The sequence below is a fragment of the Niveispirillum fermenti genome (genome assembly GCF_052474395.1).
In genome coordinates this window covers 1,245,079-1,265,000 of record NZ_CP156681.1, presented here as the reverse complement: position 1 = coordinate 1,265,000, position 19,922 = coordinate 1,245,079, and the positions used below count along the sequence as shown (strand labels likewise).

The 19,922-nt window shown below is 66.6% G+C and carries 19 protein-coding genes, 3 tRNA genes and 1 rRNA gene (1 of these 23 running past the window's edge); 15 read left to right on the top strand and 8 right to left on the bottom strand.

The window, feature by feature from the left end:
* From ABC728_RS17310 to ABC728_RS17300, 3 genes are all read right to left on the bottom strand, one after another.
* Positions 1 to 1,415 (bottom strand): 16S ribosomal RNA (locus tag ABC728_RS17310) (it extends 74 nt beyond the left edge of the window).
* Positions 1,416 to 2,426: 1,011 nt separating this feature from the next.
* A complete protein-coding gene (locus ABC728_RS17305; protein WP_416621071.1) occupies positions 2,427 to 3,284 on the bottom strand; it encodes a class I SAM-dependent methyltransferase in 858 nt (285 codons plus the stop codon).
* Positions 3,285 to 3,473: 189 nt separating this feature from the next.
* Positions 3,474 to 3,559, bottom strand: a tRNA-Leu gene (locus ABC728_RS17300).
* Positions 3,560 to 3,562: 3 nt separating this feature from the next.
* On the opposite strand from ABC728_RS17300, the gene ABC728_RS17295 reads away from it, so the two are divergent.
* Both ABC728_RS17295 and ABC728_RS17290 read left to right on the top strand, forming a co-directional pair.
* Positions 3,563 to 4,306 carry a disulfide bond formation protein B gene (locus ABC728_RS17295; protein ID WP_416621070.1) on the top strand — a complete coding sequence of 248 codons (744 nt, stop codon included), beginning with the start codon at positions 3,563 to 3,565 and terminating at the stop codon, positions 4,304 to 4,306.
* Positions 4,303 to 4,938 (top strand): demethoxyubiquinone hydroxylase family protein, encoded by a 636-nt coding sequence (locus ABC728_RS17290; protein WP_416621069.1) that lies wholly within the window; start codon positions 4,303 to 4,305, stop codon positions 4,936 to 4,938. The genes ABC728_RS17295 and ABC728_RS17290 overlap by 4 nt, the downstream gene beginning before the upstream one ends.
* Before the next feature lie 39 nt (positions 4,939 to 4,977).
* Here ABC728_RS17290 and ABC728_RS17285 read toward each other — a convergent pair whose 3' ends face one another.
* Both ABC728_RS17285 and ABC728_RS17280 read right to left on the bottom strand, forming a co-directional pair.
* Positions 4,978 to 5,403, bottom strand: a complete 426-nt coding sequence (locus tag ABC728_RS17285; protein WP_416621068.1) for a YccF domain-containing protein — start codon at positions 5,401 to 5,403, stop codon at positions 4,978 to 4,980.
* Between the two features lie 46 nt (positions 5,404 to 5,449).
* Positions 5,450 to 6,817, bottom strand: coding sequence for a sodium-dependent transporter (locus ABC728_RS17280; RefSeq protein ID WP_416621067.1), 1,368 nt, complete (start codon positions 6,815 to 6,817; stop codon positions 5,450 to 5,452).
* Between the two features lie 266 nt (positions 6,818 to 7,083).
* Here ABC728_RS17280 and ABC728_RS17275 point away from each other — a divergent pair, with 266 nt between their 5' ends.
* A complete protein-coding gene (locus ABC728_RS17275) occupies positions 7,084 to 7,314 on the top strand; it encodes a hypothetical protein (RefSeq protein ID WP_416621066.1) in 231 nt (76 codons plus the stop codon).
* 79 nt (positions 7,315 to 7,393) lie between these two features.
* Here ABC728_RS17275 and ABC728_RS17270 read toward each other — a convergent pair whose 3' ends face one another.
* Positions 7,394 to 8,146, bottom strand: a complete 753-nt coding sequence (locus tag ABC728_RS17270) for a hypothetical protein (protein ID WP_445376651.1) — start codon at positions 8,144 to 8,146, stop codon at positions 7,394 to 7,396.
* 11 nt (positions 8,147 to 8,157) lie between these two features.
* Positions 8,158 to 8,742, bottom strand: coding sequence for a hypothetical protein (locus tag ABC728_RS17265; protein ID WP_445376625.1), 585 nt, complete (start codon positions 8,740 to 8,742; stop codon positions 8,158 to 8,160).
* A gap of 241 nt (positions 8,743 to 8,983) precedes the next feature.
* Between ABC728_RS17265 and ABC728_RS17260 the strand changes: the two genes are divergently transcribed.
* The 12 genes from ABC728_RS17260 to ispG all read left to right on the top strand — a co-directional run bounded on the left by ABC728_RS17260 (position 8,984) and on the right by ispG (position 18,352).
* Positions 8,984 to 9,391 carry a TIGR02300 family protein gene (locus ABC728_RS17260; protein ID WP_416621064.1) on the top strand — a complete coding sequence of 136 codons (408 nt, stop codon included), beginning with the start codon at positions 8,984 to 8,986 and terminating at the stop codon, positions 9,389 to 9,391.
* A gap of 122 nt (positions 9,392 to 9,513) precedes the next feature.
* A tRNA-Ala gene (locus ABC728_RS17255) sits at positions 9,514 to 9,589 on the top strand.
* A 248-nt stretch (positions 9,590 to 9,837) separates the two neighbouring features.
* Positions 9,838 to 9,913, top strand: a tRNA-Ala gene (locus tag ABC728_RS17250).
* A 194-nt stretch (positions 9,914 to 10,107) separates the two neighbouring features.
* On the top strand, positions 10,108 to 10,233 hold the full coding sequence (locus ABC728_RS17245; RefSeq protein WP_416621063.1) for a hypothetical protein: 126 nt from the start codon (positions 10,108 to 10,110) through the stop codon (positions 10,231 to 10,233).
* The gene (locus ABC728_RS17240) at positions 10,208 to 10,999 is read left to right on the top strand and encodes a trypsin-like serine peptidase (protein WP_445376624.1); all 792 of its coding nucleotides are present in this window, start codon (positions 10,208 to 10,210) and stop codon (positions 10,997 to 10,999) included. Before ABC728_RS17245 ends, ABC728_RS17240 begins: the two co-directional genes overlap by 26 nt.
* A gap of 105 nt (positions 11,000 to 11,104) precedes the next feature.
* Positions 11,105 to 11,407 carry a flagellar motor switch protein FliN gene (gene fliN, locus ABC728_RS17235; protein ID WP_416621061.1) on the top strand — a complete coding sequence of 101 codons (303 nt, stop codon included), beginning with the start codon at positions 11,105 to 11,107 and terminating at the stop codon, positions 11,405 to 11,407.
* A gap of 21 nt (positions 11,408 to 11,428) precedes the next feature.
* The gene (locus ABC728_RS17230; protein ID WP_416621060.1) at positions 11,429 to 12,100 is read left to right on the top strand and encodes a response regulator transcription factor; all 672 of its coding nucleotides are present in this window, start codon (positions 11,429 to 11,431) and stop codon (positions 12,098 to 12,100) included.
* A complete protein-coding gene (locus ABC728_RS17225) occupies positions 12,100 to 12,690 on the top strand; it encodes a YcbK family protein (RefSeq protein ID WP_416621059.1) in 591 nt (196 codons plus the stop codon). The genes ABC728_RS17230 and ABC728_RS17225 overlap by 1 nt, the downstream gene beginning before the upstream one ends.
* Positions 12,687 to 13,388 carry a hypothetical protein gene (locus ABC728_RS17220; protein ID WP_416621058.1) on the top strand — a complete coding sequence of 234 codons (702 nt, stop codon included), beginning with the start codon at positions 12,687 to 12,689 and terminating at the stop codon, positions 13,386 to 13,388. The genes ABC728_RS17225 and ABC728_RS17220 overlap by 4 nt, the downstream gene beginning before the upstream one ends.
* Positions 13,389 to 13,565: 177 nt before the next feature.
* Positions 13,566 to 15,869 carry a phosphoenolpyruvate--protein phosphotransferase gene (gene ptsP, locus ABC728_RS17215; RefSeq protein WP_416621072.1) on the top strand — a complete coding sequence of 768 codons (2,304 nt, stop codon included), beginning with the start codon at positions 13,566 to 13,568 and terminating at the stop codon, positions 15,867 to 15,869.
* Positions 15,870 to 16,004: 135 nt separating this feature from the next.
* Positions 16,005 to 17,204, top strand: a complete 1,200-nt coding sequence (locus ABC728_RS17210; RefSeq protein WP_416621057.1) for a helix-turn-helix domain-containing protein — start codon at positions 16,005 to 16,007, stop codon at positions 17,202 to 17,204.
* Between the two features lie 26 nt (positions 17,205 to 17,230).
* Complete coding sequence (gene ispG, locus ABC728_RS17205) at positions 17,231 to 18,352, top strand: flavodoxin-dependent (E)-4-hydroxy-3-methylbut-2-enyl-diphosphate synthase (RefSeq protein ID WP_416621056.1); 1,122 nt, start codon at positions 17,231 to 17,233, stop codon at positions 18,350 to 18,352.
* Between the two features lie 108 nt (positions 18,353 to 18,460).
* Here the strand turns inward: ispG and ABC728_RS17200 are convergent, their stop codons facing one another.
* On the bottom strand, positions 18,461 to 19,858 hold the full coding sequence (locus ABC728_RS17200) for an NAD(P)H-dependent flavin oxidoreductase (protein WP_416621055.1): 1,398 nt from the start codon (positions 19,856 to 19,858) through the stop codon (positions 18,461 to 18,463).
* Positions 19,859 to 19,922: the final 64 nt, after the last annotated feature.

The following is a 19,922-nucleotide window of genomic DNA, read 5'->3' as shown; positions in this document are numbered from 1 at the left end:
TGGTCGGCTGCCTCCCGAAGGTTAGCGCACCGGCTTCAGGTAAAGCCAACTCCCATGGTGTGACGGGCGGTGTGTACAAGGCCCGGGAACGTATTCACCGCGGCGTGCTGATCCGCGATTACTAGCGATTCCAACTTCATGCACCCGAGTTGCAGAGTGCAATCCGAACTGAGATGGCTTTTGGAGATTCGCTTCCATTCGCATGGTCGCTGCCCACTGTCACCACCATTGTAGCACGTGTGTAGCCCAACCCGTAAGGGCCATGAGGACTTGACGTCATCCCCGCCTTCCTCCGGCTTGTCACCGGCAGTTCTGCTAGAGTGCCCAACTGAATGATGGCAACTAACAGTGGGGGTTGCGCTCGTTGCGGGACTTAACCCAACATCTCACGACACGAGCTGACGACAGCCATGCAGCACCTGTGTCCCGGTCCCCGAAGGGAAAACCACATCTCTGTGGCGGTCCAGGCATGTCAAGGGTTGGTAAGGTTCTGCGCGTTGCTTCGAATTAAACCACATGCTCCACCGCTTGTGCGGGCCCCCGTCAATTCCTTTGAGTTTCAACCTTGCGGCCGTACTCCCCAGGCGGTCGGCTTAATGCGTTAGCTGCGACACTGAAACCCTAAGGGCCCCAACGTCTAGCCGACATCGTTTACGGCGTGGACTACCAGGGTATCTAATCCTGTTTGCTCCCCACGCTTTCGCGCCTCAGCGTCAGTTACCGTCCAGTGGGCCGCCTTCGCCACCGGTGTTCTTCCCAATATCTACGAATTTCACCTCTACACTGGGAATTCCACCCACCTCTCCGGTACTCTAGCCTGCCAGTCTCAAGCGCAGTTCCCAGGTTAAGCCCGGGGCTTTCACGCCTGACTTGACAAGCCGCCTACGCGCCCTTTACGCCCAGTAATTCCGAACAACGCTAGCCCCCTTCGTATTACCGCGGCTGCTGGCACGAAGTTAGCCGGGGCTTCTTCTCACGTTACCGTCATCATCGTCACGTGCGAAAGAGCTTTACAACCCGAAGGCCTTCATCACTCACGCGGCATGGCTGGATCAGGCTTCCGCCCATTGTCCAATATTCCCCACTGCTGCCTCCCGTAGGAGTCTGGGCCGTGTCTCAGTCCCAGTGTGGCTGATCATCCTCTCAGACCAGCTACTGATCGTCGGCTTGGTAGGCCGTTACCCCACCAACTACCTAATCAGACGCGGGCTGCTCCTTTGGCGATAAATCTTTCCCCCACAGGGCTCATCCGGTATTAGCGTCCGTTTCCAGACGTTATTCCGAACCAAAGGGTACATTCCCACGTGTTACTCACCCGTGCGCCACTCACCAGTCCGAAGACCAATGCGTTCGACTTGCATGTGTTAGGCCTGCCGCCAGCGTTCGTTCTGAGCCAGGATCAAACTCTCAGGTTTTATGCGGCTCGCTCGCCTAAGCAAACAAACCTCGTTGACGGATACGAAAAAACGCCAAACTTCCCAATCGTCTGCCCTAACCCATCCACCATCCATAGACCCGATAAGGTCAATAGCGTGGATGGCGTATAGAGCAACATGTACCAGGATGCTCAAGCGCCATACGTATCCATACGAACCAGACCCTCCAGCTCATAAAGACCCGCCGCCTGCGCATCCCTTCTCAACAAATTCACTTGTCCAAGAACCTTGGCCGCCACAAGGCAAGCCAAACGACACCCGCCAACCGGCTCAACACCGGCCAACCAAACCCCAACATAAAGAAGAGGAAGGCATCAATGGCAGCGACCCCAAGGCCACCGCCCGACCCCTTCTCATCTAGGCCTTCCGGTCTAAACCGTCAAGCCCCAAATCCAGGGATCATTCAACCATCGCCGCCAGAGCGTCTCCGGCGCGTCGGTGGGGCGCTTTCTACTCGCTCCACCAAACCCTGTCAACCAGTCTTTTCAGCTTTTTTCGCCGCCCTTGCAGGCACCAAAAAAATCAAAAACAAACCAGCCAAATCCGACAATCAATCAGCAGTCCTTAACGAACACTGAACAATCATCAGCCAGGCGATGATCAAATCTATCTTAACTTGTCCGGCCAGCTTACTGACCAAAGAACCAACGGATACTGGAAAAATCCACCATCCAACTCCCCCTGCGCTTCAGAAGATAACCTCCAGCCCAAGCGGGAGCCGGGGTATAGGACAACACATCCTCCCAGCGCAACAGGTTTTTTGCGCCCAAATCTCACTTTCTTGAAAACAACCATCCCTGGTGCCAGCACAAACAACATATGGGGCTCGCCACCCAGCCACCGGGCAACAAAAAGCCCCGGTCCAACGGGACCGGGGCTTCACAGGGGGAAGAGAACCTATCTCGTCGCTTCGAGGAAATCGTTGGCCTTGTCGTCCGTGACGATAAATCCGCGGACCACATCCATCCCGCGTTCTTTGGGCGGCGGCGATCAGTCGGCCGGCTTCACGAAGCGCAGGGTCATGCGATCGCTTTCGCCAATGGCCTGATACTTGTCGCGGTCCTGGTCCTTCAAGCCCAGGGTCGGGGGCAGGGTCCAGACGCCACGCGGATGGTCCTTCGTGTCCCGGGGATTGGCATTGATCTCCGACAGGGCCACCAGCTTGAAGCCGGCGTCAGTGGCCAGCTTGATCACATGATCCTCGCGGACATAGCCGGAGGCGGCCTTGGGGTCCTGCGGCTGGTCCTTGGAAGCGCGATGTTCCACCACCCCCAGAACACCGCCGGGCTTCAGTGCCTTGAACATGGCCTTGAACGCATCTTCCGCCCAGCCGGCGGCCATCCAGTTATGGACATTGCGGAAGGTCAGCACCCGATCCGCACTGCCTTCCGGCACGACATCCAGGGCGCGGGGGCCGAAAGCCGCCAGCTCCGCCTTGCCATAGAGATCGGGATTGGCGGCCAGCTTGTCCTTGAAACGCTGAATGCCAGCCAGCATGTTCTCCGACGCGCCATTCGGATCAGCCGCCGCGGCGATGTAACGGCCTTCCCCATTCAGCAGCGGAGCCAGCACCTCTGTATACCAGCCGCCGCCGGGTGAGATCTCCACCACGGTCATTCCCGGCTCCACGCCGAAAAATTCAAGCGTTTCAACCGGACGGCGCCAGACATCGCGGGCCTTGTTCGCATCCGACCGGTGAGCCCCCGACAGAATCGGCCCCAACCGGTCCGACAGGGACGGGCCGGCAGCCTGCGCGACCTGGTTGTCGGCGGCAACGGCCGGCGTCAGGGGAGCGGCCATCACGGCTGCCAGCAACAGCGCCTTCAGGATGGTGGCGTCTTTCTTCATGGGGCATTTCCTTCCGGGGTAAGCGGGATGGCGCCGCAAAGGGCGGCTTTGGGTCCGGAAGGCTACCCATGACAACAGCCGGCGCCAAGACGCCGGTTCGGCCTATGAAAGACGGACCATGCCGGAACAACGGCTTTTGCCGGACCTGTCCGCCACACGAATATTGAGATGTCAGTATTGAAGATAAATTGGTGCCCCCGGTCGGACTCGAACCAACACGCCCTTTCGGGCAACAGATTTTGAGTCTGCCGCGTCTACCATTCCGCCACGGAGGCACCGTGCGTTTGAACGCGAGGCGGCACTATAATGATGCCGGGAGGCCGGTCAATGAAATCCTGCGGGCTGCCGGCGAAAAGCTGAGCGCCACGATCCGCTGCACCATCGGGCCGCTGCACCATCGGGCCGCTGCACCGTCGGGCGGCGACCCGGTGCCCTTGCCATGGTGCCCTTGCGGCATGGTGGGCCTTTCCGGCCGCACGGGCCGGGCCTATAGTCGGGGGATGAAGACGGATACCCCATCGCCCCTGCACAGGCTGGCCACCGGCCGGCGGTTGCCATCCATCCTGCTGGTCCTGGCATCGCTGGGAGCGCTGGGGACGGCGTTTGCGTCCCAATATTGGGGCGGGCTTCCGCCCTGCGAGATGTGCTGGTGGCAGCGATATGCCTATATGGCAGCCATCGTACCGCTTCTGCCTTCCGCCCTGCTGCGGCTGGATCGGGCCTGGCGGCGCATCAGCCTGCTGACGGGCGGCCTGGTCTTTCTGGTCGGGGCCGGTATCTCCGTCTTCCATGCCGGTGTGGAGCAGAAATGGTGGCAGGGGTTCACGGCCTGCACGGCCCCGCTGGCCAGCGGCAGCCTGGAGGATCTCCGCGCTGCCATCCTGGCGGCGCCCGTCGTGCGCTGCGACGAGATCCCCTGGTCACTGTTCGGCATCTCCATCGCCGGCTTAAGCGCCATTGCCAGCCTGATGCTGGCCCTTTACGCCGTGAAGGCCGCCTTTTCAACGGAGTCGACGCGATGAGCCCCCACCAGCCCGGCATGCAAGCCCACCTTCTGTCCCCGCGGCCGCTGAAGGACGGTCCCGCAGTGCAGCCGGCCGGCGACCAGTCCGGACCAGGCCGGCCGCGGCACCTGCCGGGGGATCCCATTGCCCCGCTGGAACGGATGATCCGCGTCGATCAGGCCGGCGAATATGGCGCGGCCCGCATCTATGCCGGTCAGTTGGCCGTGCTGGGCAAGGGTGAAAAGGGGCCGATGATCCGTCACATGGCCCAGCAGGAGCAGGAACATCTGGACACGTTCAACCGGTTGGCGCGAGAGCGTGGCGTGCGGCCCACGGCGCTGCAGCCCTTCTGGCATCTGGCCGGCTGGGCCCTGGGTGCCGGCACGGCGGCCATGGGCAGCCGTGCCGCCATGGCCTGCACCGTAGCCGTGGAAGAGGTGATCGACCAGCATTATGCCGAGCAGGCCGCCAGGCTGGGGCCGGAGGAGGAGGCGTTGAAGGCCACGATCGAGAAATTCCGCGCCGAGGAGCTGGAACACCGCGATATCGGCCTGGCCCATGAGGCGGAACTCGCCACGGGCTATCCCGTGCTGTCCGCCCTGATCAAGGCCGGATCCCGCACGGCTATCTGGCTGTCGGAACGCCTTTGAAGGCCGCCGGGCCGGGCCAAGAGCCCGGCCGGCCCGGTGTCAGCGATAGCGCATGGCGTCGGCAATTTCGCGGTCCACGATGGTCTTGCCGATGGGGGCGAAGGCCAGGCCAGCGAACTTGAAGTGCTGCAGGCCGAACGGGATGCCGATGATGGTCAGGCAGAAGCCCAGGCCCAGCAGCAGATGGCCCAGGCCCAGCCAGATGCCGCCGAACAGGAACCAGATCACGTTTCCGATGAAGCCCAGCGGGCTGGTGCCGATATCTTCCCGCCCGGTCAGCGCTTCCCGGTCGATGGCGATCCGGCCGAACGGCCAGAGCATGAAGATCGCGATGTTCACGGCCGCCCGCGCCCAGGGAATCCCGACGATCGAGATGACCATGATGATGGCCGCCCCCAGCCAGCCCAGCGCCGCGGTCCATCCAAACAGGATCAGCCACAGGATATTCATCAGCAGGTTGATCATGGCAGCGCCTCCACCGGGTCCTTAATGACAAGGGCATTATCACCCGTCAGGCGATATTGGAAATGACCGTTACGACCACGCCGATTGGTGCCACTACGCGCACCAGCAGGTGCCAGAGGCGATAAAGCAGCGGGTTTCTGAAGCCCAGCGCCTGCACCGAGTCGGCCCGCGTGACGATCCAGCCCGCGAACAGGGCCAGCAGCACCCCGCCGACCGGCAGCAGGATGTTGGAGGTCAGGTAGTCGATCCAGTCGAACCATGTGCGGGTCCCGCCCAGCGGATGCACATCCGACCAGATGTTGAAGGAAAACAGCGTCAGGAAGCCAAGGGCCCAGGTGACGAGGCCGCCCGTCCAGGCCAGCGCCGTCCGTGAAAGGCGCGTCCGGCTGGCAAAGGCCGCCACGATGGGTTCCAGCAGCGATACCGACGAGGTCAGCGCCGCAATGGCCAGCAGCATGAAGAACACCGTCCCGACCAGCGCCCCGCCCGGCATGGCGCCGAAGGCCACGGGCAGGGTCACGAACACCAGCCCTGGTCCTTCCGACGGGTTCAGGCCATTGGCGAAGACGATCGGGAAGATGGCGCCGCCGGCCAGCACCGCCGTGAGGATGGCGGCGAAGACGATGACGACGGAAGTGCGGGGGATGGAGACATGCCCCGGCAGATAGGCACCATAGGCCAGCATGGTGCCGAGCCCCACCGACAGGGAGAAGAAAGCCTGCCCCGTGGCGGCCAGCACCACATCCATGGTGATGGCCTCGAAATCCGGCTTGAACAGATAGACCATCCCGGCCGCGAAATCCCCTTCCACCGCGGCATAGAGCACCAGGAAGACCAGCAGGGCAAACAGCAGCGGCATCATCCAGACCACAGCCTTTTCAATACCGGCCTGGATGCCGCGTGCAACGGGGATGATGGTCAGCAGCATGAACAGCGCATGCCAGAATGCCAGCGCCCAGGGGTCGGCCAGCAGCGCGCCGAAGGTGGCGGCCGTCTGCTCCCCCGAGAGGCCCGACATCTGCCCCGTCAGCAGTTTGGGGATATAGGCCAGCGACCAGCCGGCCACAACGGAATAGAAGGACAGGATCAGCACCGCGGCCAGCACGCCCAGACAGGCGATGGCCCCCCAGCCGGCCTTGCCGGTATAACGGCGCCCCAGGGATACCAGCGTATCGATCGGGCCCTGCCGCCCCATGCGCCCCAGCGCCAGTTCAGCCATCAGGATGGGCAGGCCCACCGCCATGACGCAGGTGAGATAGACCAGCATGAAGGCCGACCCACCGCTCGTGCCGATCATGTAGGGGAACTTCCAGATATTCCCCAGCCCGACCGACGACCCGATGGCCGCCATCAGAAAGGCGAAACGCGACGACCATTGCCCGGCGGGAACGCCGGCATTCTGCGCAGATTGCAAGTGCCCTTACCCCTGTTCCGCGGTCCTTGGCGTCCGTCCGGGCGGTATGGACCGTCATTCTGTCCGATGGGCAAGCAATAAACCCTGATCTTGCCCAACAGCAAGGACAAGTGTCCGCCGCCGGCTCCGTCCGACCGGCACCGGCGCACGGCCCTTGCAAAACCGCTCCTTGCGCAGTGCATGACGCACGGTTCCGCCCTGCGCGCCGATCCATTGACGGCCGGTGGTGCTTGGGCGTAATTTAGCGACAACAAGTGAGGTGTGTGATGGCCATCAGCGGCGTTTCCGCTTACAGCTCCGTGTTTCAGACTCCGGGCGTCCGTCCGGCCGATACCGCGCGGGTGCAGCCCGTGCCGCCGGCCGAACAGGAAGCGCAGCAGGCTGCCACCACCCAGCAGGAAAATCAGCAGACCAACACAAACCCGACCGATAACGAGCGTCAGGAGGCGTTGACCGCCGGCCGGACGCGCGGAAGTTTTGTCAATATCACCGCCTGATCCTCCCGGAACAGGTTGAAACCTGCATGAAGGCGTAGCCCCCAGGGGCTGCGCCTTTTTTGTTGGGGGTATCACCGGCTCAACCGGCGCCCACCGCATCCATTGCGGTATCGATCCGGGCGCCAGCACCGTTCAGGGCCGCGACAGCCGCCGCCAGCCGGTCGCAGGATGGCACCTGCGTCACCCGCCCGCCGGCCCGGCATCCGCCGCCGAACACCGACAGCGCCAGCGCCAGGCCGGCGTCGCCATGGGCCGGCAGGTCGATGCCACCCCGCACCGGCCCGCCCGCGCCGTCGATCACCAGCCGGGCACCGGTGCGCAGCACGCCGACGCCGGCCGCCGCCAGCGCCTGTTCCAGGCAGGCCAGCCGGCGGATGATATCGGCTGGCAACCGGTCCAGCCCGTCCAGGACGCTGCGCCCGGTCGCAAAGGCGGCGGCAACCAGAAGGGCCGGCAGGTCCGGGGCCACCGCCCCCACCTGGTCGGCGGACAGGGCCGTGCCGCGCAGGCCGCCGCCCTGGATCGAAAGGTCGGCCGCCAGGCCATCCGGTCCCCCCACGCCGATCCGCGCGCCCATGCTTTCCAGCGCCGGCAACAGACCCGCGCGCAAGCGCGGTCCCCCAGCCCCCGGCAATGACAGCCGGCTGTCGGGCCGCAGCAGGGCGGCGACCAGCACGGAACCCGCCGGAAAGGCATCGGCCGGCACGCAAAGGGCGCCTCCGGCCAGATCGGCATGGCCGGTGATGCTGGTGGCGCGGCTGCCATCACGGCAATGGCTGTCCACCGCCGCGCCGAAACGGCGCAGCAGACGGGGCATGGAGCCTTCCGCCATCCCCAATTCGGTTACGCTGGTGCGCCCGGCGATATTGGCACCGGCCAGAAGCAGGGCCGCCGCGGTCCAGTCCTCCCCCGGCGGCATGGTGTGCAGGGCCGGCAGGGGAAAGGCCGTTCCCTGCACCATGCCGGGCAGGCGATCCATCGACCGCAGCACCGTCTTCGCCCCGATTCGGGCCAGGGACCGTGGCAGGGATGGTGGCAGGGCGCCCCCCTCCCCCCCGACCCGCCCAAGGTGGCGGCGAAGGCATGCGTGGCGACCGACCCGGCCAGCAGGGCGGCGACGGCGACACTGCCGCCGGGGTCCAGTACCCGGTCCGGCTCGGCCAGCCCGCCGGTGCCACGCCCGGTCACCTGCCAGCCATCCTCCCCCGTCCGCGTGACGCGGGCCCCCAAGGCGGTCAGCGCGGTCGCCAGTGACGAGACCGCCGGCACGGCGGGCAGGCCGTCGATCTGTGTCTCGCCCAGGGACTGGGCAGCCACGGCCAGCGCACACAGGCCGAAATCCACATCCGCCGGCAGGCGCAGGTCACCCGCCAGCCTGTCGGCCGGTGCGATGGTGAGGGTGTGGGAGGGCTGGGCGGCAACCGGCATGGATCGGACCCGTTGGGGCGGAAAAGGCGGTCGGGCCGCCCTGATGGCGACATAGCATGGACCGGCCAGGGAGCGGAAGGGAAGGTCCCTGGCAGGCCGCCCGCCGCCCGCCGTGACGGAGCCTTGACACGGATAAGGGGACAGGTATCGCTACTTCCGTTTGACAGGGGGCGCCCGTCATGGCAGATGCGGCCGGACTGCGGCGCGATTCATGGGCGCGCGCGATTGATGGAGGATTGCCATGGCCAAACCCGAATGGGGTATCAAGCGCATTTGCCCCAGCTGTGGCTCGCGCTATTACGACATGAAGAAGGAGCCGCCGGTCTGCCCGTCCTGCGGCACCGTTTTCGATCCTGAAGCCTTGTTGAAGTCGCGGCGCGCCCGGCCCATGCCGGCGGAGGACACCAAGAAGGCAGTGCCCAAGCGCGATAGCGAAGAGGCGCTGGATACCGAGAACGAAGAGGAACTGGACGGCAACACGGAAGAGATCGACGAAGGCGATGTCGATGTCTCCGACGATCTGGATTCCGATGATGTGGATGACAGCGTCGGCGAGGATGAGGACGTCCTGCTGGAGGATGCCGACGAGCTTGACGATGGCGACGACATGGGCGAAGTCGTCGATGTCGAAGGCGACGACGAGCGCTGAGCACCGGAAAGGGCGTCCGCGGAAAAAAACGTGACCGCCCTATTTTCCGCTTGCATCCGGGACGGAGTTTCTAGATAAACCCGCCCACGGCGCTGACGACCCAGACAGCGACGACAGGTTTCGGGGCCATAGCTCAGCTGGGAGAGCGCTACAATGGCATTGTAGAGGTCAGCGGTTCGATCCCGCTTGGCTCCACCAAATCGAAAAGGGCTCCGCCGGGAACGGCGGGGCCCTTTGTCGTTTCCGGCCTCCATACGGTACGTGTTGCATGCGTTGCGTGTTGCCGGTTCTGTCCGGCGCATATGGCCCGCCTGCGTCCGCCGGCATGCATCCATCGGCATGCCTGCCTTGTCCGCAACGGCGATCTCCGGGCTTGCAACCGGCCCCGGGTTTGTCCATAAAGCCGCCCACCGCGACGGCGACCCAGACGACGTGGACAGGGTTTCGGGGCCATAGCTCAGCTGGGAGAGCGCTACAATGGCATTGTAGAGGTCAGCGGTTCGATCCCGCTTGGCTCCACCAAATCGAAAAGGGCTCCGCCGGGAACGGCGGGGCCCTTTGTCGTTTCCGCTCCCTCCGGGATAGGCCTGCCCCGCCGCCCCCCTGTCCTTGCGCGTCGATTTATCCGATGACAAGCGGGACGGATCGGCGTAGCAGCAGCAATGACGCGGGCATCGCCGGATGGACGGCCCCGCATTCTGCGCGCAGGGTGTGCGATGTATGTGATCTATATGCTGCTGGGCCTGGTGGTCGGGCTGCCCTTTGCGGGCGCGTTCTATTACGTGATGTGGATGTTCCTGACCGGGGGTGATCCGGGTGGCGGCGACAACAATCCGTTCTGATATCCGTTCAGGCCGCCGGTGGCCGGTCCTGGCGGTGGCCTGGCTGTGGCTGGCCCTGCTGGCGTTTCCGGTCGCCGGTGCCGCCGGCACACCCAGGGCGCCCGGCGTGGCCGATGACGACCGGCGGCAGGTCGTTGATATCACCACGCCACCCTGGAACAGCATGGCGCGGGTGCAGACCAATATCGGCGGCAAATGCACCGGCACGGTGATCGCCCGGCGCCTTGTCCTGACAGCAGCCCACTGCCTGTACAATAGCCGCACCCGCCGCCTGCTGGCGCCGCAATCGCTGCACGTGCTGCTGGGCTATGAACGCGGCGACTACAAGACCCACCTGACGGTCGCGGATTTGCGCGTTTCCCCCCTTTATGACGGCACACGGCCGGGTGAGAGCCTGCACCATGACTGGGCCTTGCTGCGCCTGTCGGCCCCTGCCGGGGTGCCGGCCCTGCCGCTAGCGACCGCCCCGGCCGCGCCGGGCGACAGGGTGGCCGTCGCAGGCTACAGCCAGGACCGGGTCCATATGCTGATGGCCGACCGGCAATGTGCCGTGAAGACGGCGCTGCCGGCCCCGTCACCGGAAGCGGCCCTGCTGCTGCATGATTGTTCGGCCAGCCGGGGGACCAGCGGCGGGCCGCTGCTGGTGGAACGCAACGGCACCTGGAGCGTGGGCGGCATCAATATCGGCATCATGGGCGGGGCCGGCAACCTGGCGCTCTGGCCCGACGGGCTGGCGGCGGCCGTCGCGGCGCTGTCCGGCCCGTGACGGGCAGCCCTGCCGGTGCGGGGCCTTTCCCCCCCGCCCCGGAATGCCTTATAGTCTGGCCCCACATGTTCCCCCGTTGGTTTTCGTTGGAAAGAGCCCCTGCGCATGGCCGACCCGATGTCCGGCGACGATCTGGACCGTTCTTCCATCCTGTCCGTTCCGGTGCAGGTGTCGGTGCGGCTGGGCCGGCGGCGGCTGCGCATCAGCCAGTTGCTGCGCATGGGACCGGGCGACATCGTGGATCTGGAACGGGTTGTCGGCGACCCCGTCGATGTCTTCGTCAATGACCGCATGGTGGCGCGTGGCGAACTGGTCGTCGTGGACGGCCGCCTGGGCCTGACCATCGTGGAACTGATGCCCCAGGCGACGCGCGGACGCGAACCGCTCGGCCCCGGCCCCGGCGAATAAGACCGGCGGGCGGTGCCGGGAATGCGGACAGGGGGCAAATCCATCCTGCTGGTCGATGCCGACGACGCGCTGCGCCGGTCGCTGGCCGAACTGCTGGCCGGCCAGGGCGGTCTGACGGTGGTGGAAGCCGGAACGGCCGCCGGCGCGCTGGCCGGCCTGCCCGTGCCCCCCCCGGATGCCGCCCTGGTGGATGCCACCCTGCCCGACATGGCGGGGGGCGACCTGTGCCGGGTACTGCGCGCGGCCGGGCTGGAGGGGCCCCTGTTCCTGCTGCTGTCGCCGGGTATGCCTGCCCCGCCACCCGATCCGGACGGGGCCGGGGAACATGTCGCCAAGCCCATCCGTTTGAGTGCCCTGCTGGCACGGCTGGGGGAAAAGCTGTCGCGGGTCCCGGGGGGCGGTGTGGCCATCGGCCCCTACCGTTTCGACGCCGCCGCCAAGCGCCTGGAAACGACCGATGGCCGTCGCATCCGCCTGACGGAGAAGGAGACCCGCATCCTGGACCATCTTCACCGCCACGATGCCCCGGTCCCGCGCGAAGCCCTGCTGGATGCTGTCTGGGGCTATGGCGCGGGCATCGACACGCATACGCTGGAGACGCACATCTATCGCCTGCGCCGCAAGATCGAGCCGGACCCCGACCAATCCCGCCTGCTGGTCACGGTGGCCGGCGGCTACCGGCTGGTGCCGTGATGGGACCCCGGTTGCCCGTCCCCCGGCGCCGGCTGCTGGCGGTGGCCCTGCTGGCGCCGCTGGCCGCCTGCGCCAGCCGGCCGCCCCCCATCCCGGAGGAGCCGCCGCCGCCGCCCCTGCCCCCGCTGCCCGACGTGCGGCGCATCGTCCTTATCCATCCGCGCAGTGGGGAGAAGGCCGATGTGATCTATTATCACAACGGCGCCTACGACCCCCGCGCCATGCAGAAGATCGAACTGCTGCTGCGCGACCGGCGGACGGGGCAGGTGGGCAGGATCGACCCGCTGCTGATGGATTTCATGTTCGACCTTCTTCAGCGCACCGGCCTTCCCCCCTCCACGGAAGTGCATGTCAGCGACGGCTTCCGCTCCCCCGGCACCAACGCCGATCTGGTGCGCAACAATGCCAACGCCGCACGGGAAAGCTACCACCTGACCGGCCGCGCCATGGATTTCAAGGTGCCGCTCCTGCCCGGCGCGGCACTGGGCGAAATCGCCAAGACCATGCAGCGCGGCGGGGCGGCCTATTATCCTTCCACCGGCCATACCCATATCGATACCGGTCCCAACCGCACCTGGAAAACGCGATGAACATCCGGGCGGCCTGCCTGCTGGTCCTGTCGCTGCCGCTGCTGGCAGGGTGCCGGCCCGTGCTGACCGCCCATGTGCCGGTCCTGCCCACGGGCCAGGCGCTGCCCGACGGTGTGCTGCCCCGCGACCTGCCGACCGGCACGGGCGACACGCTGACCGTCACGGAGGAGGTGATGCGCATCGGCGCGCGCTATGTTGTCAGCGCCCCGTCGGGCCGGGTGGGCAGCATTGCGTTCCAGCCCGTGCAGAACATTCCGCTGGGCCGCATACAGGTGCCGGGCGGGGAGGCGCGGGCCATCTATCTGGCCCAGGGCCGCGTCACGGCCGCGGGGCTGGAACGGCTGCTGCGCGGCACACGCCATGCCAAGCGGCTGGCCGAAAGCCTGGCGAGCCAGGGCGAAGATGGCAGCGACGAGGAGCGCTATCTTTTCGCCTTTTTCGCGCTGATGCGGCAGGGCACGGACGCGCCGCGCCTGGCGCTGGTCCAGTGCGGACCCAGCCATTCAGGCCAGGAACCCATTGCCGACGCCGTGCGGTCGCGCGCCGCGCGCCGCGGCGTGCGGCTGGACGGGCGGGGCGAGCTGCGCCGCCTGCCGGGGCGCGACCTCGTGCTGGAGGTGCTGGCCGACGGGCTGCGCGACGCCGTGGCGGCCGGCACCTGCCGGGCCGACATGCCCCTGCAGCTTCCCGACCTTTGAAGCCGGCATCCGCGCATCGGCGCGGGGCGCAAGCCTACTCCATAATCGGCACCCGTGATGGGCATTAAGTCCGGTGTGGCGGACCGCTTCATGTGGTAGGGATATCCCGTCCGGTCGCCCATTCATGGGGGCCGGTGCTGGTGCTTCGCGAATGGAACTGGACTGGCGATGACGATGATGAGCGGCACCCCGACGATCCTGCCGGAAACGGGGCGCAGTCCCGACCCGGCGGCGGGTGCGCGGCGCCTGCTGGCGCGGTTGCGCGACGTCATGGCCGGCAGCGGATCGGCCCAGGACCGGCTGGACAAGATCGTCATGACCATCGCCCACGAAATGTCGGCCGATGTCTGCTCCTGCTACGTCATGCGCGCGGGCGAGGTGCTGGAACTGTTCGCCACCATCGGTCTGAACCCCGACGCCGTCCACAAGACCCGCATGCGCGTGGGCGAGGGTCTGATCGGTGACGTGGCGGCCCATGCCCGGCCCGTGGCCCTGGCCAACGCCCCCAGCCATCCCAATTTCGCCTACCGGCCGGAAACGGGGGAAGACCCGTTCAACGGCTTCCTGGCGGTGCCCATCCTGCGCGGGGGCCGCGTGCGCGGCGTGCTGGCCATCCAGCACAAGGACCGCCGCGACTATGACGAGCAGGAGGTCGAGACCCTCCAGACCATCGCCATGATCGTGGCCGAACTGATCGTGGCGGGCGAACTGGTCGACAGCCGCGAACTGTCGATGGTCAACGACCTGGTCCTGCTGCCGTCGCGCGTGGAGGGCACCAGCCTGAACCGTGGCGTGGGCATGGGCGTGGCCGTGCTGCACCGGCCGCAACTGACCATCCGCCAGATGGTGGCCGACGATCCGGAAACGGAACTGGCCCGGCTGAAGGAAGCCGTGACCAGCATGCATTCGTCCATCGACCAGATGCTGATCGCAGTCGGCGAGTCGGACAGCGAGCATGCGGAGATCATGCAGACCTACCGCATGGTGGCCGCCGACCGCGGCTGGCTGAACCGCATCCGCGAGGCCATCCGGTCCGGCTTGACGGCGGAGGCCGCCGTGCAGCGGGTGCAGGACGACAATTCGGCCCGCATGGCCCAGGTGGCCGATCCCTATCTGCGCGATCGGCTTCTGGACCTGAACGACATCACCAACCGGCTTTTGCAGCATCTGGCGGGCAAGCCGGCGGAGGCGGTGGGCGGCACCCTGCCCGACGAGTTCATCCTGGTGGCCCGCAACCTGGGGCCGGCCGAACTGCTGGATTATGACCGCCGCCGGCTGCGCGGGCTGGTGCTGGAGGAGGGATCGGCCTACAGCCATGTCGCCATCGTGGCGCGTGCGCTGGACATTCCCGTCGTGGGCCAGGCGGCCGATATCCTGCGCCGCGTGGAACCGCTGGATTTCCTGATCGTCGATGGCGACAATGGCCAGGTCTTCGTGCGGCCCGCCGACGATATCCAGGCCGTCTTCGCCGCCAGCCTGGCCGCCCGCCAGCGGCGGCAGGCCGAATATGCCAAGCTGCGCGACCTGCCCGCCATCACGATTGACGGGCGGCAGATCACCTTGATGCTGAATTGCGGCCTGCTGATCGACCTGCCGCATCTGACCGCCACGGGGGCCGACGGCGTCGGCCTCTACCGCACGGAAATCCCCTTCATGGTCCGCCCCTCCTATCCGGATGTGGCGACCCAGCTCGACAATTACATCAAGGTGCTGGACGAGGCGGACGGCAAGCCCGTGAATTTCCGCACCCTGGATGTCGGCGGTGACAAGACCCTGCCCTATTTCCCCGAACTGGGGGAAGAAAACCCGGCCCTGGGCTGGCGCGCCATCCGCATCGGGCTGGACCGGCCGGCCATGCTGCGCAAGCAGTTGCGCGCCATGCTGCTGGCCGGGGCCGGGCGGCATCTGCGCATCATGTTCCCCATGATCGCCACGGTGGCGGAGTTCATCCAGGCCCGGCGCATCCTGGACCTGGAGGTGGGGCGCCTGCGGCAGGGCGGCACCCCCGGCCCGGCCAGCCTGAAGGTCGGCGTCATGATGGAAGTGCCGGCCCTGCTGTTCCAACTGGACGCGCTGCTGCCGCTGGTCGATTTCATGTCGGTCGGGTCGAACGACATGCTGCAATACCTGTTCGCCAGCGACCGCGGCAATCCCATGCTGAACAACCGCTACGACCTTTTGTCGCCGGCCCTGCTGCGCGTGCTGAAGATGCTGGTCGAGAAGTGCGGGGAGGCGGGCGTCACCCTGTCGCTGTGCGGGGAGATGGCCAGCAAGCCGCTGGACGCCATGGCCCTGCTGGGCGTGGGCCTGCGCCACCTGTCCATGTCGGCGCCCGCCTTCTTCGAGGTGAAGAGCATGCTGCGGTCCCTGCATGCGGCGGACCTGGCCGCCTATATGGACCGGCTCTACCACCTGCCGGTGCGCACCCTGCGTCCCTATCTGCGGGCCTATGCCGCCGACCATGGGGTGCGGCTGGGATAGGGCAAGGGGACGGGGCAAGGGGACGGGGCAAGGGGACGGGGCGGCGCGGCCGCGGGCGCCTGTCCGCGGGTTGCACCCCGTGACCTTGGTTGTTAAGACTGGCCTTTACGGCACAGGCCAATCCGGCGGGGAGCCATGGCGGATCAGAACGGACGGCACCAGGATATGCGCGATATGCGCCAGCAGGCGGGAGCGGCCTCGGCGGAAGCGCCGGCCGCCCCCACCGGCCCCCGTCATGTGGGCGAGGCACTGAAGGCACGGCGGGAGGCACTGGGCTATGCCCTGCCCGACCTGGCGGCCAACCTGCGCATCCGCGCCGCCTTCCTGGAAGCGATCGAGGAGGGGCGCTGGGGCGACCTGCCCGGCCATGCCTACAGTACGGGGTTCCTGCGCTCCTATGCCCAGGTGGTCGGACTGGACCCCACGGCCGTGCTGATGCGCTTCAAGCAGGATGCCGCCGGCCATGAACCACCGACGGAGCTTTATTTCCCCGAACCCGTGAATGAAAGCCGCGTCCCCGGCGGGGCCGTTCTGCTGATCGCGGGCCTGCTGGCCGTGGGGATCTATGGCGGCTGGTACGCATTGTCGGCCGCCGACCGGTCGGTGAGGGATCTGGTTCCCGAATTGCCGGAACGGCTGTCCAAGCTGATCTATGGTGACGGCACGGTGGAATTGCCGGACCCGTCCCCCACCCCCGTGCTGGAACCGGGACAGGTGGAAGCGCTGGTCGAAGGCGCACCGCCCTCGGCACCGGAAGTGGGGACCGCCACGGCGGGCCTGCCGGCTGCCCTGCCCCTGCCCGGCGGAAGGCCCGGCGCGGACACGGCCGCCCTTCCCGCCACCGATACCAGCCCGGCCGCCCCCGTCGCCGCGGGGGAGGAGGAGAGCGAGGTTCCGCAACTGCCCGACCTGGGCCAGGGCCAGGCCCCGGCCGCCGTGGTGGAGCCGGCGACCCCCGACGTGGAGCCCGTTGCCGCCGGGGAGGTGCCGGGCGCGCCGACCGTGCCGGCCAATCAGGCCCCCCCCGCCGCCGAACAGGTCCCTGCCACGGGCCGCGTCTTTGGCCAGGCCCAGGGCGATGTGCGGGTGGTCATCCGCGCTGTGGAGGATAGCTGGATCGAGGTGCGCGACGGCAAGGGGACCCTGTGGGCTTCCCGCGTACTGCGCCGCGGCGACGTGTTCCGCGCGCCCGACGCCCAGGGTCTGGTGATGCAGACGGGCAATGCCGGTGGTCTGGTCGTCAGCCTGGACGGCCGGGACCTTGCCCCGCTGGGTCCGAAATCCCAGGTGATGCGCAACATTTCCCTGGCCCCCGACGCGCTTTCCGCGCGCTGAGGCCTTTTCAGGACAGTCCATCCATCATGACCGCCGAACACGATCCCGCCGCCCATCGTCCCTGGCGCCAGATTCAGCGCCGCAAGTCCCGTCAGGTGCGGGTCGGATCGGTGCTGGTGGGGGGCGACGCGCCGATCAGCGTGCAGACCATGACCAATACCGTCACGGCCGACGCCAAGGCGACGATCGAACAGATCCGCCGTGCGGAGGAGGCCGGGGCCGACATCGTCCGCGTCTCCTGCCCCGACGAGGAAAGCACGGCGGCGCTAGCCGAGATCGTGCGCGCCGCCCAGGTGCCTATCGTGGCCGACATTCATTTCCATTACCGCCGGGCCATCGAGGCGGCGCGGGCGGGTGCGGCGTGCCTGCGCATCAACCCCGGCAATATCGGGTCGGCCGACCGCGTGCGCGAGGTGGTCGCCGCCGCGAAGGACCATGGCTGTTCCATGCGCATCGGCGTCAATGCCGGCAGCCTGGAGCGCGAGCTGCTGGAGCGCTATGGGGAGCCCTGTCCCGATGCGCTGGTGGAAAGCGCGCTGACCCATGCCCGTATCCTGGAAGACCATGATTTCCTGGATTTCAAGATTTCCGTGAAGGCATCCGACGTCTTCATGGCCGTGGCCGCCTATCAGGGACTGGCGGAGGCCTGCGACTACCCGCTGCATATCGGCATCACCGAAGCCGGCGGCCTGCGGGCCGGCACGGTGAAATCATCCATCGGGCTGGGCATGCTGCTCTGGTCCGGCATCGGCGACACGATCCGCGTTTCCCTGTCCGCCGATCCGGTGGAGGAGGTGAAGGTCGGGTACGAGATGCTGAAAAGCCTGGGCCTGCGGCGCCGCGGCGTGACCGTCATCTCCTGCCCGTCCTGCGCCCGCCAGCAGTTCGACGTCATCAAGACGGTGGAGGTGCTGGAGGAACGGCTGGCCCACATCACGACCCCGCTGACGGTATCCGTCATCGGCTGCGTCGTGAACGGGCCGGGTGAGGCCACCATGACCGATATCGGCTTCACCGGCGGCGGCAAGGGCACGCACCAGGTCTATCTGGGTGGTGTGCCGGCCCACCGGCTGAAGGACGAGGGGATCGTCGATCATCTGGTCAAGCTGGTCGAGGCCAAGGCCGCCGAGATCGCTGCCAAGGGCTGATATTCAGGAGGCATGGATCATGCCTCCTGGCTTTTTATACCAATCCGCCGAAGGTTTGACCTTTGGCGGATTGGAGGCCGGCGACTGCCGGCCCCGCGTTGAGGGGCATTACTGACCCGTCGCGATCCGGTCGACAAGCTGCTTCACACTGGGCACGAACCCGTCCCGGTACCAGGGGTCCTGGGCGAAGCGATAGGCATTGTGGCCGGCGAACATCAACTGGTGTTCGCAATCTTCCGAATGGCTGATGTTCTGCAAGGTCTTCTGGATGCAGAAGGAACGCGGATCGGCACGGCGGCCCGTCGTGCCCTCCTCATTCTGCGACCAGTTGGAAAAGGCGCAGGCCGACAGGCAGCCCATGCAGTCCACCTGATCCTTCAGGATGGCGCGGGCATTCTCCGGCGTCACGAAGACCAGCGTCGTGTCGGGTGTCTTCAGCGCCGTCGTAAAGCCCTGGGTCATCCAGCCTTCGGCATGTTCCTTGTCGGCCCTGGTCAGATAGACGGGCCGGCCGCGCGGGCCGATGGCGAATTCCTCGGTCAGCTCGCCCACCGGCTCTGTCGCGAAGGCGACCTGCCGTTCGGAACGCAGGCGCAGATCCTCCAGGAACGGGTTGCGCACCGCCGACGAATAGAAGCCCGTTGGCGAGAACCGGTTCAGATAGACATCGCCGGGCTGAAGGGTGAGCAGCTTGCGCTTCCAGGCGTCGGAGATGGGGCTTTCCTGGGTCAGCAGCGGGCGCGTGCCGAACTGGAAGGCGACGGGACCGATCTCCGGATTGTCCAGCCAATGCTCCCATTCCGACAGCCACCAGACACCGCCGGCCATGATGATGGGCGTCTGCGACAGGCCGAAGCTGTTCATCATCTGGCGCAGGGCCGCGACGCGGGGATAGGGGTCTTCCGGCGTCTGCGGGTCCTCGCTGTTGGACAGTCCGTTATGGCCGCCGGCCAGCCAGGGGTCCTCATAGACCACGCCGCCCAGCAGGTCGGCATGCTTGTTGTAGGCGCGCAGCCACAGGGCGCGGAAGGCGCGGGCCGAACTGACGATCGGGTAATAATAGATACCGTGGCGGACCGCGATCTCCGCCACGCGGTACGGCATGCCGGCACCGCAGGTCACGCCGTGGACCAGGCCCTTCGCCCCTTCCAGGATGCCTTCCAGGATCGGTTCCGCCCCGCCCATCTCCCACAGCACATTGACATGCAGGCGGCCCTGGCCGTTGGACGTCTCGTGCGCGATGCGGGCCTGGGTGATGCCGCCCTGAATGCCATAGGCGATCAGTTCCTCGTGCCGTTCCCGCCGGGTGCGGGTGCGATAGACCTGCGGAACGGGGTTGCCGTCCGCGTCATACGTGTCGGCATTCACGCCGGAAAAGGTACCCACGCCGCCGGCCGCCGCCCAGGCGCCGGAGCTTTGTCCGTTCGATACAGCGATGCCCTTGCCGCCTTCGACCAGGGGCAGCACTTCCTTGCCGGACATGAGCAGGGGCTTCAGCGCCTTCACCGTACTTCCTCCGAAAGACCGAACGATACCTTCCCGCAACCGGCAAGCCGCGCGGGTTCCCATC

Bases quoted from the DNA above. Each gene is read 5' to 3' on its own strand.
- ABC728_RS17290 (WP_416621069.1), top strand. From the start codon at position 4,303: ATGAGCCCCCACCAGCCCGGCATGCAAGCCCACCTTCTGTCCCCGCGG.
- ABC728_RS17275 (WP_416621066.1), top strand. From the start codon at position 7,084: ATGGCCATCAGCGGCGTTTCCGCTTACAGCTCCGTGTTTCAGACTCCG.
- ABC728_RS17305 (WP_416621071.1), bottom strand. From the start codon at position 3,284: ATGAAGAAAGACGCCACCATCCTGAAGGCGCTGTTGCTGGCAGCCGTG.
- ispG (WP_416621056.1), top strand. From the start codon at position 17,231: ATGACCGCCGAACACGATCCCGCCGCCCATCGTCCCTGGCGCCAGATT.
- ABC728_RS17230 (WP_416621060.1), top strand. From the start codon at position 11,429: ATGCGGACAGGGGGCAAATCCATCCTGCTGGTCGATGCCGACGACGCG.
- fliN (WP_416621061.1), top strand. From the start codon at position 11,105: ATGGCCGACCCGATGTCCGGCGACGATCTGGACCGTTCTTCCATCCTG.
- ABC728_RS17225 (WP_416621059.1), top strand. From the start codon at position 12,100: ATGGGACCCCGGTTGCCCGTCCCCCGGCGCCGGCTGCTGGCGGTGGCC.
- ABC728_RS17285 (WP_416621068.1), bottom strand. From the start codon at position 5,403: ATGATCAACCTGCTGATGAATATCCTGTGGCTGATCCTGTTTGGATGG.
- ABC728_RS17210 (WP_416621057.1), top strand. From the start codon at position 16,005: ATGGCGGATCAGAACGGACGGCACCAGGATATGCGCGATATGCGCCAG.
- ABC728_RS17245 (WP_416621063.1), top strand. From the start codon at position 10,108: ATGTATGTGATCTATATGCTGCTGGGCCTGGTGGTCGGGCTGCCCTTT.
- ABC728_RS17270 (WP_445376651.1), bottom strand. From the start codon at position 8,146: ATGGCGGAAGGCTCCATGCCCCGTCTGCTGCGCCGTTTCGGCGCGGCG.
- ptsP (WP_416621072.1), top strand. From the start codon at position 13,566: ATGAGCGGCACCCCGACGATCCTGCCGGAAACGGGGCGCAGTCCCGAC.
- ABC728_RS17220 (WP_416621058.1), top strand. From the start codon at position 12,687: ATGAACATCCGGGCGGCCTGCCTGCTGGTCCTGTCGCTGCCGCTGCTG.
- ABC728_RS17265 (WP_445376625.1), bottom strand. From the start codon at position 8,742: ATGCCGGTTGCCGCCCAGCCCTCCCACACCCTCACCATCGCACCGGCC.
- ABC728_RS17260 (WP_416621064.1), top strand. From the start codon at position 8,984: ATGGCCAAACCCGAATGGGGTATCAAGCGCATTTGCCCCAGCTGTGGC.